At 69.7% G+C, this 9,684-nt stretch carries 6 protein-coding genes; all 6 read right to left on the reverse strand.

Annotated features, from left to right (window positions below):
* Nucleotides 1-876, reverse strand: an 876-nt coding sequence (locus tag P3W85_RS11250; protein WP_276264847.1) for an alpha-E domain-containing protein, incomplete at its 3' end; no start/stop codon positions are given.
* A 99-nt stretch (nucleotides 877-975) separates the two neighbouring features.
* Nucleotides 976-1,968 carry a transglutaminase family protein gene (locus P3W85_RS11255; protein WP_276264848.1) on the reverse strand — a complete coding sequence of 331 codons (993 nt, stop codon included), beginning with the start codon at nucleotides 1,966-1,968 and terminating at the stop codon, nucleotides 976-978.
* Between the two features lie 8 nt (nucleotides 1,969-1,976).
* Nucleotides 1,977-4,607: a circularly permuted type 2 ATP-grasp protein gene (locus tag P3W85_RS11260; protein WP_430869531.1), complete on the reverse strand. Its 2,631-nt coding sequence runs from the start codon at nucleotides 4,605-4,607 to the stop codon at nucleotides 1,977-1,979.
* Nucleotides 4,608-4,634: 27 nt separating this feature from the next.
* A complete protein-coding gene (locus tag P3W85_RS11265) occupies nucleotides 4,635-8,141 on the reverse strand; it encodes a DUF2126 domain-containing protein (protein ID WP_276264849.1) in 3,507 nt (1,168 codons plus the stop codon).
* A 168-nt stretch (nucleotides 8,142-8,309) separates the two neighbouring features.
* A complete protein-coding gene (locus P3W85_RS11270) occupies nucleotides 8,310-9,065 on the reverse strand; it encodes a tetratricopeptide repeat protein (protein WP_276264850.1) in 756 nt (251 codons plus the stop codon).
* A 92-nt stretch (nucleotides 9,066-9,157) separates the two neighbouring features.
* Nucleotides 9,158-9,684, reverse strand: a 527-nt coding sequence (locus P3W85_RS11275) for a MarR family winged helix-turn-helix transcriptional regulator (protein WP_276264851.1), incomplete at its 5' end; no start/stop codon positions are given.

Raw genomic sequence — 9,684 nt, forward strand, 5'->3', positions numbered from 1 at the left:
CCGCAAAAAATCGCCGAGCCATCCATGAATCCCCACGGAAATAATATCCTCGATGCGGGCAAACCTGAGTTCCGAATGCAGTTTCCCGGCACGCCGCTCCGTCTCCGCTGACTGCCCGTTGCGCACCTGCGCCAGCAGCGAGACCACTTCCCGCAGGCTGGCCGCGAGCGAGCGCGGCATGTCCGGATGCACGATCAGCAATTCCGCCACGCGCTCTGGCGTGACCACCGAGCGATAGACCTTGCGGTACATCTCCAGCCCGGACACCGAGCGCAACACGGCGGCCCACTGGTAGAAATCGTCCTGCTGCCGGCCGAGGTCGGTCGCCTGGAACTTGACGTCGAGGATGCGGGCGGTGTTGTCGGCGCGCTCCAGGAACGTGCCCAGCCGCATGAAGCAATACGCTTCGTCCTTGAGCATGGTGCCGGCTTCCACGCCGCGCGTGAGGTGGGAGCGGAACTTGACCCATTCGAAGAACTGCGCCGGATCGTGCCGCAGGATGCCGTCGGCGACCATTTGCCGGACGTCGAGCCAGGTGGTGTTGATGGTTTCCCACAGCGGCGTGGTGAGCGCGCCGCGCACGGCGCGGGCGTTCTCGCGGGCGGCGCGCAGGCAGGACATGATCGAGGCCGGATGGCTCAGGTCGCTGACCATGAAGTCGATCACTTCTTCGTTGGCCACCGAGCCGTGATGCTCGGCGAATACCGGCGTGAGTTCGGTCACGTCGAGCATCGCCAGCCAGCCCTGCCGGGCGACGTCGGGCGACTGCGGCAGCAGCGAGGCCTGGTAATTGACGTCCAGCATGCGGGCGGTGTTCTCGGCACGCTCGGTGTAGCGGGCCATCCAGAACAAGTGGTCGGCGGTGCGGCTTAGCATGGTGATTCCCCCCTCTTTCTGCAAACCCGGGCTATGGACAAGCAATAGGCTTGCCAGCCACGCTCCGCCGCCGGTGCCGCCGCTCGCGGCCTTGCGGCGCTACCCGGCCGGCAGCACGCTGACTTCCACGTCGACGCCATGCGCGCCGCCGCCCACTATCACGCCGCGCAGCAGCGATACGTCGCTGTAGTCGCGCCCGAACGCCAGCGTGACATGGCCGGTATCGGCCAGCACATCGTTGGTGGGATCGAGGTCGACCCAGCCGGCCAGCGGGCAGTACACCGACAGCCACGCGTGCGACGCGTCGGCGCCGATCAGCCTGGGCTGCCCCGGAGGCGGATCGGTGCGCAGGTAGCCGCTGACATAGCGCGCGGCGAGGCCGAGCGAGCGCAGGCAGCCGATCATGACCTGGGCGAAATCCTGGCACACGCCGCTGCGCAGGCCGAAAGCCTGCAGCGCCGGGGTGTCGACCTCGGTGGCTTCGGGCTCGTATTCGAACTCGGCGTGGACCCGGCGCATCAGGTCGATGGCGCCCGCCACCACCGGCACGCCGGGCCCGAAGCTGGCCAGCGCGTAGGCCTTGAGGTCGGGATGCAGTGCCACGTTGGGCGAGGCGAAGCAGAACTCGCTTTCCGGCCGGAAAGGCTGGCCGGCGCGAAAGCGCAGCGCCTCGACGGCGGCCTCCCACGGCATGCTGGCGGCAGGATCGAGCGTCTCCCAGCGCGGCGTCAGGCTGACCGTGCTCTCGCAGTAGAGCTGCATGAAGTCGTGCGGCACGTCGATGGTGAAGTACAGCACGTTGTTGCCGAACGTGTCGGTGCCGGCATGCTGGTGCGACGGCGCCGGCTCGATCAGCGTGCGGTGCGACAGTACCGCCTGCCACGGGCAGGTCACCGGGAACACCACGGCCCGCTGCTGGGCGTTTTCCACCGGCGCGGAATAATCGTAGGTGGTCTTGTGGTGGATCGTCAGCACCGGCGGGGCGGATGCTGCCGGCACCGCCGCCACCGCCTGCGTCCCGGCGGGACTGGCAGGCGTGCTGCCGGCAGCGCCGGCCGCCTCGTTCATCATCTTGTTCATCGTCTTGTTCATCGCCGCGCTCATGGCCGCATGCCGGACCTGGCCATGCCGGCGTGGCTGAAGTATCGCGCGCTGACCTCATCGGATAGTTGCACCATCATGCCCGTCAGTTGTTCGCACAATTGCACCAGATTGGCGTATTGGCCGCCGGCGCCGCGCTGGCATAGTGCCTCCCAGCCCGGCAGGCTCTCGACGGCCGGCAGCAACTGCGGCAGCGGCACGCGTCCGGTGCCGGCCGGGCTGGCCGGCGGCGAGATCTGGCCGAGCTTGACGCGCAGCCGCGCCAGCAAGCCGTAGAGCCCGCGCGGGTTGGTGGGCTCGATCACCAGCTGGTCGACCAGCGCGGGGACGTCGGTGCGGCCGGGATAGAGGGCGCGGTAGGTGAGCGTGCTGTCGAACAGGTGCAGCAGCAGGTCGAAGCAGCTGCGGTGCAGCAGCGCGCCGTTGCGGGCAAACACCAGCAGGAAAGTCGACAGCGTGCCCAGGCGTTCGATATGGCGGCCGATGAACAGCAGGCGCCAGGCTTCGTCACGGGTCATGCGGTCGCCCTGGGCACCGCTGATGGCCGCGAGCTGCATGCCCAGATGATCCAGCGCGGCCAGCACGCTTGGCCGGTCGTAGTGGGCGGCGTCGCCCGGTCCCCCCGCGCTGACGGCGGCCATGGCGTCGTCGAAATCGTTGCGCGCAGCCAGGATGGTGCGCCAGTGGTCGTTGGACAGCCGGTTGCGGATCTCGGTGGCGGCGTGCACGTGGCTGGCCAGGTTCTGGCCCACGCTGGTCCAGCCGGCGCCCTCGGCCAGCGCGGACACCAGGCTGCGCTCGAACACGCGCAGCGATGCCCGCGGCTCGGGCGCGCCGGTCGGCAGCAGCCCGCAGGCGCGCACCAGTTCGCCGATGACGTCGAGGGCGCTGTCGTCGCGGTCGTCGCTGCTTTCGATCGAGCCCAGCACCAGCCGGCACAGGCGCACATTGTTCTCCGCGCGCTCGGCATAGCGGCCGGCCCAGAACAGGTTCTCGGCGGCACGGCTCGACACCGCCAGCGGCTTGGCCGCCGGGCCGGGGCCCGCGCCGGCCATCGGGAAGGGCTGCGCCATCGGCGCGGCCTGCGGCGGCTGGCTCGACAACACCCAGGTATCAACGCTGGAACCGCCCAGCTGCATCGATACCGCCGGCTGCCCTTCGCCGGCCAGCCGGGTAAAGCCGCCCGGCATCACCTGCCAGCCGCCGCGGCCGTCGGCAATGGCGTAGACCCGCAGCATGGCCATGCGCGAGCCGATGTGCGGGCCTTCCCAGCGCGGTGCGTGCGACAGCGGCAGGTCGGCCTGGATGGTGAAGAGATCGGGCACCTGTTCGATCCGCTCGCGCCATTCGTCCAGGCGCTGCAGGCCTTGCTCCATGCCCAGCCGCGGCCCTTCCCAAGGCTGCGCCATGCCGCGCGGATAGGTCGGCATCAGGAAGGCCTCGGTGAACTGCCCGAGCGCTTCCTCGCGCGCCGTGGCCTCGCCGCACCACCAGCTCGGCACGCCGGGCAGCAGCAGGTCCTCGCCCAGCAGTTCGCGGGCGATGGCCGGCAGGAAGCCGTGGATGGCCGGGGTCTCCAGGAAACCCGAGCCGGGCGCGTTGGAGACCAGCACATTGCCCGCGCGCATGGCCTGCAGCAGGCCCGGCACGCCGAGCGTGGAATCCTGGCGCAGCTCGACCGGATCGCAGTAGGCATCGTCCAGGCGGCGCAGCACCACGTCGACGCGCTCCAGCCCGGCCAGCGTCTTCAGGTACACCACGTCGTTGCGTACCGTCAGGTCCTTGCCCTCCACCAGCGTGACGCCGAGGTAGCGGGCCAGGAAGGTGTGCTCGAAATAGGTTTCGTTATAGGGTCCGGGCGTCAGCAGCACGATGTGCTTGCTGACCGCGGCCGCCGCGCCGGCCGCGCTGTCCGGCGCGGGCGGCTGCGCCGCCGGCTGCTGGGCCAGCGTCGCCACCAGTTGCATGAAGGTGGCGGGCAGGCGCCGCACGCGCAACTCGCGGAAGGCGTCGGCGAACAGGCTGGAAATGATCAGCCGGTTCTCCAGCGCATAGCCCATGCCAGACGGGGTCTCCGTGCGGTGGGCCATGACCGTCCAGCCGCCCGCCACGGTATGCGCAAGGTCCACGGCGACGATATGCAGGAAATTGCCGCCCGGCGGCTGGTAGCCCTTGAGCGGCCGCAGGTAGCCGGGATGGCCGAAGACCAGCCCCGCGGGCAGCAGCCCCTTGGACAGCAGGGTCTGCGGCCCGTAGATGTCGGCCGCCATGGCGTTGGCCAGGCTGGCCCGCTGGATCACACCGCGCTCGATCCGCTGCCAGTCCTGCTCGTCGATCAGGAAGGGCAGCAGGTCCAGCGCCCAGGCGCGCGCGCCGGCGTTGTCGGCATACACGTTGTAGGTGACGCCGTTGTCGCGGATCTGGCGCGCCATGGCGGCGGCCTGCTGGTCGAGCGCATCGATGCCCTCCTCGCCCAGCAACTGGAAGAAGTCCGCCCACGGCTGCCTCAGCCCGCCGCCGCCCGCGCCGAGTTCGTCCAGGTGCCCCGGCGGCACCGGCCGCGCGCGGTGCATGACCGCGTCGGCGGCGGAGACGGATTCTTCGAAGGGCAGTGACGGCTGAAGGGGCACGGCGGCAAGGCTTGGGGGCGAGCCGGATCAGCGTTGCCGCAAATCCAGCGTGAACGGAAACTCGAGGCTGCGCCGGGGCGTCTCCACGCGCATCACGCCCGGTGTGTGGCCGAGTGTGAAGAAACGTGTCAGGCGCCGGCTTTCGGCCTCGTAGGCATTGACCGGGAAGGTCTCGTAACTGCGCCCGCCCGGATGAGAAACATGATACTGGCATCCGCCGATGCTGCGCTCCATCCAGGTGTCCACAACGTCGAAAGTGAGCGGCACATGGGTGCCGATGGTGGGATGGAGCGCGGACGGCGGCGCCCAGGCGCGGTAGCGCACGCCCGCCACATATTCGCCGGCGCGCCCGGTGGGCTGCAGCGGCACCGCGCGTCCGTTGACCGTCACCACGTGGCGGCTGTCGTTCAGTCCCAGCACGCGCACCTCGATGCGCTCCAGCGAGGAATCCACATAGCGCACCGTGCCGCCCGCGCTGCCCTCCTCGCCCATCACGTGCCAGGGCTCGAGCGCCGCGCGCAGCGTCAGCGCCAGGCCGCCCGCGGCAAGCTCGCCCACGCGCGGGAAGCGGAACTCGAAATGCGGGGCGAACCAGGCGTTGTCGAAGGCGAAGCCCGCCTCGCGCATCTCGGCGAGCACGTCGTCGAAATCCATCTGCACGAAGGTGCCCAGCAGGAAGCGGTCGTGCAGCTCCGTGCCCCAGCGGGTCAGCCGGGCGCGGTAAGGCTGGCGCCAGAAACGCGCCAGCAGCGCGCGCAGCAGCAGCTGCTGCACCAGGCTCATGCGTGCATGCGGCGGCATCTCGAAAGCGCGCAGCTCCAGCAGGCCGAGGCGGCCGGTGGGGCCGTCCGGCGAGTAGAGCTTGTCGATGCAGAACTCGCTGCGGTGGGTGTTGCCGGTGACGTCGATCAGGATATTGCGCAGCGTGCGGTCAACCATCCACGGCGGCATGCTGGCGCCGATGCCGCCTTCCGCGCCGGCCAGCCGGTCGAGCTGGTGCTGCAGCTCGGAGAAGGCGATCTCCAGTTCGTAGAGCTGGTCGTTGCGCGCCTCGTCCACGCGTGGGGCCTGGCTGGTCGGGCCGATGAACATGCCCGAGAACAGGTAGGACAGCGAGGGATGGTTGTGCCAGTACGCAATCAGGCTGGCCAGCACATCGGGCCGGCGCAGGAAAGGGCTGTCGGCCGGCGTAGCGCCGCCCAGCACGAAGTGGTTGCCGCCGCCGGTGCCCGTGTGGCGCCCGTCGAGCATGAACTTCTCGGTGCTGAGATAGGTTTCGTGGGCTGCCTGGTAAAGGTACTCGGTGTGGTCGACCAGCTCGTCCCAGTTGGCGGCGGGATGGATATTGACTTCGATCACGCCAGGGTCCGGCGTGACCTGCAGCAGCTTCAGGCGCACATCGCGCGGCGGCGGATAGCCTTCCAGCATGATCTTCACGCCCAGCCCGGCGGCAGTGGCTTCCACCGCCGCCAGCAGTTCGAGATAATCCTCCAGCACGGTCAGCGGCGGCATGAAGACGTAGATGATGCCGCGCTTGTCGCCCGCCGCTGCCCGCTCCACCTTGGGGCCGGCCGCGCGGCTGGGGTGGCGCACTTCCACGCACAGCGCGGTGCGCGTGATCCAGCCCGCGGATTCGCCGCGCCCGGGCATGCGCGCCGGGTCAGACGCCAGGGCGGCGGACGCCCCCGTGCCGCCGCTGGCCGTGGTTCCCGCGGCCGCGGCCTTCGCCGAGCCTGGCGCGGGGAAGGCCGCGGTGCTGGCGTGGAACGCCGCGCCCTGGCCGGCGCCGGCAAGGCCCGGCAATTGCGCGCGCACCTGCGCGGCGGTTGGCAGCGGTGCGCGCGGCGCGAACGGATCCTGGTCGAACTGCCACGGATAGTCGGCCTCGCTGACCCAGGGCAGTGCGTCCAGCGGCAGGCGATAGCCCATCGGCGAATCGCCGGGCAGCAGGTACATGCGGTCGTCGCGGAAGAACCACGGCCCGCTGATCCAGCGCTGGCCGGCCATGGCGGGACCGTCTTCTGCGCCGGCGCGGCGCAGCGGCAGCACGTAGCCGGTCGGCCGCGACAGGCCACCGTCGAACACCCGGCGCAAGCGCATGCGCTCCATCTCGTCGTCCAGCCGCGCTTCCAGCGGATCGACGTTGACCGGCAGGCGGCGCTCTCGCCACAGGTAATACCAGGTGTCTTCATAGCCGGGCTGCACAAAGCCCGGATCCAGCCCGAGCCGGGAGGCCAGGCTTTCCAGGAAGCGCTGCGAATCGGCATCGGTGTAGTGGCCCGGCTCGCTTTCGTCGGCGAACAGCGACGGATCCTGCCAGCAAGGGTGGCCGTCGGCGCGCCAGCAGATCGACAGGGCCCAGCGCGGCAACTGCTCGCCCGGATACCACTTGCCCTGCCCGAAGTGCAGGAACCCGCCCTCGCCATAGCGGGTACGCAGTTTATGCACCAATTCGGTGGCATAGCTGCGCTTGGTGGGGCCGAGCGCGTCGGTGTTCCACTCCGCGCCGTCGCGATCCTTGACCGCGACAAAGGTGGGCTCGCCGCCCATGGTCAGGCGCACGTCCTGCGCGTTGAGATGGCGGTCGACCTCGGCGCCGGTGGCGGCCACGGCCTGCCACTGCGCCTCGGTATAGGGCTTGGTGACGCGCGGCGATTCGTAGATCCGCGTGATCGCCATCTCGTGGTGGAAGGTCACCTCGGACTCGTCCACCGCGCCGCTGACCGGCGCGGCGCTGCTGGGCTCGGGCGTGCACGCCACCGGGATATGGCCCTCGCCGGCCAGCAGGCCGGAGGTGGGATCCAGGCCGATCCAGCCCGCGCCTGGCAGGTAGACCTCGCACCAGGCGTGCAGGTCGGTGAAGTCCACCTCGGTGCCGCTGGGGCCGTCGATGGATTTCACGTCGGGCGCCAGCTGCAGCAGATAACCGGACACGAAGCGCGCCGCCAGGCCCAGGTGGCGCAGCGCCTGCACCAGCAGCCAGCCCGAGTCGCGGCAGGAGCCGGCACCGGATTCCAGCGTTTCCTCCGGCGTCTGCACGCCAGGCTCCATGCGGATCAGGTAGCGGATATCGTGCTGCAGGCGCTGGTTCAGGGCCACCAGGAAGTCGATGGTTACCTGCGGGGTGCGCGGGATGCTTTCCACGAAGGCGGCAAACAGCGGCGTCGGCTCGCCCTTGGCCATATAGGGCGCCAGCTCATGCGCCAGGCCGGCCTCGTAGGCAAAGGGGAAACGCTCGGCGTAGGGCTCCAGGAAGAAGTCGAACGGATTGTAGACGGCCATCTCGACCACCAGGTCCACGGTGATCTTGAACTCGGTCGTCGGCTCGGGAATCACCAGCCGGGCGAGATAGTTGGCAAACGGGTCCTGCTGCCAGTTGACGAAATGCTGCTCCGGCTCGATGCGCAGGGAATACGAAAGAACCGGGGTGCGGCAGTGCGGGGCAGGCCGCAGCCGTACCACCTGGGGCGATAGTTTCACCGGCCGGTCGTACCGGTAGTGGGTGACATGGTTCAGTGCGACGTGCGTTGCCACTAGGGCCTCCCATTGGCGCAGGTTTCGTGTTGTTGTCCCAAGCAAGAGTCGTACCGCCCTGGGCTCGACGCAGCGCGATATCCTCCCTGCCGGCGCTATCATCCGGCCCGCATCGGCGCGGCCGGGGCAAAGCTCTCGCTATGGCAGCATGCCAATGCGACCGCGTCATTACATCGGGCCATTGCCCTTGGCGCTGGGGTTGGCCTTGGCTTTCAGGTCCTCCTCCAGCAGCGAGCGCAGCTTGGCCAGCGCCCCGGGATCACCGTGCGAGGCAGAGCGCGCGTACCAGATCTTGGCCTGTTCGATGTCTTTCTCGACCACGCCGGGCTCGCCGCGTTCGTAATAGCTGGCGACGATGTACTGCGCGCCGCCGTCGCCGGCGGTGGCGGCGCGGCTGTACCACTGGAAGGCCTTGCCGTAGTCCCGCGCTACGCCCCGCCCCGTGAAGTAGTTGGTCGCCAGTTCCACCTGGGCCTGCACATGGCCGCCTTCGGCCGCCCGGCGGTACCACTCGTTGGCGGATTCCAGCGAGCGCGGCACCAGGTCGCCGTGCTCATACAGCTCGCCAAAGGTGAACTGGGCATGGGTCATGTCGTTGTCGGCCGCGCGCCGCAGCCAGACCAGGGCTTCCTGGGGGCGCACCGGCGTGCCTTCGCCGCGCAGCAGCATCATGGCGTAGTCGAACTGCGCCAGCCGGTTGCCCTGCTGCGCCGCCTTGGCGAAATCCCGCAAGGCCACGTCGAACGATCCCGCATCGTAGGCGGCGACCGCCTGCCTCGTCAGCGCCTGCGCGGGCGCCGGTGGCTGGGGAGCCGCCTGGGCTGGCGGGACAGCGAGGAAGCACAAGGGAAGCAGCGCGGCCGCGGCGGCAGCGCGCAGCCGGAACGGAAACCGGGACAATGGCAAGAGACGGACAAGCGGCATGGCAGGCTCCTGGGAGGGCACGCGCTGACTCCAAGTGTACAAGTCCGGGAGTCCGGCGTCGCCTGCTGGAGTCGGAAACGGACCGGCAAACCTTACGGCCGGCGCCACCAGTCCTGCGGCGCCTGCGCAGGCGCGGGTACGGTGCTGGGCAGGGTTTCGGCCTGCGCCAGCAGGACTTCGGCCTCGGCATGCAACCGCGACAGGCAGCACGCCAGTATCCGCGCTTCCTCGGGGTCCAGGCACGATGCAAGCCGGGCGTTGAAGGCCTGCGCCTGGGCAAAGGCCAGTTGGTAGACCGCCTCGCCCTCCTCGCTCAGCGCGAATGCCGCCGCGCGCCGGTCCTGCTCGCGCGTGGCGCGCCGCACCAGGCCGCGCGCCATCAGCGCATGCACGGCCCGGCTGGCCAGCACCTTGTCCAGCCCGGCGCTCTGCGCCAGCTCCGTCAGGCGGGTACCCGGCTGCTCGCCCAGGAAGGACAGCATGCGCCACTCGCGCCGGCTCACGCCCGCCGCGACGCGCAGATGATGACCACTGGCGGCAAGCGCGACACGGGTCAGGTGGTACAGGCGGTAGTTGAGAAAGTCGGCCAGCCGGGCCGGATGCCGGAGCGTTGCGCCGG

Origin of the sequence: Cupriavidus basilensis, assembly GCF_029335485.1 — a bacterium.
Classification (GTDB): domain Bacteria; phylum Pseudomonadota; class Gammaproteobacteria; order Burkholderiales; family Burkholderiaceae; genus Cupriavidus; species Cupriavidus basilensis_E.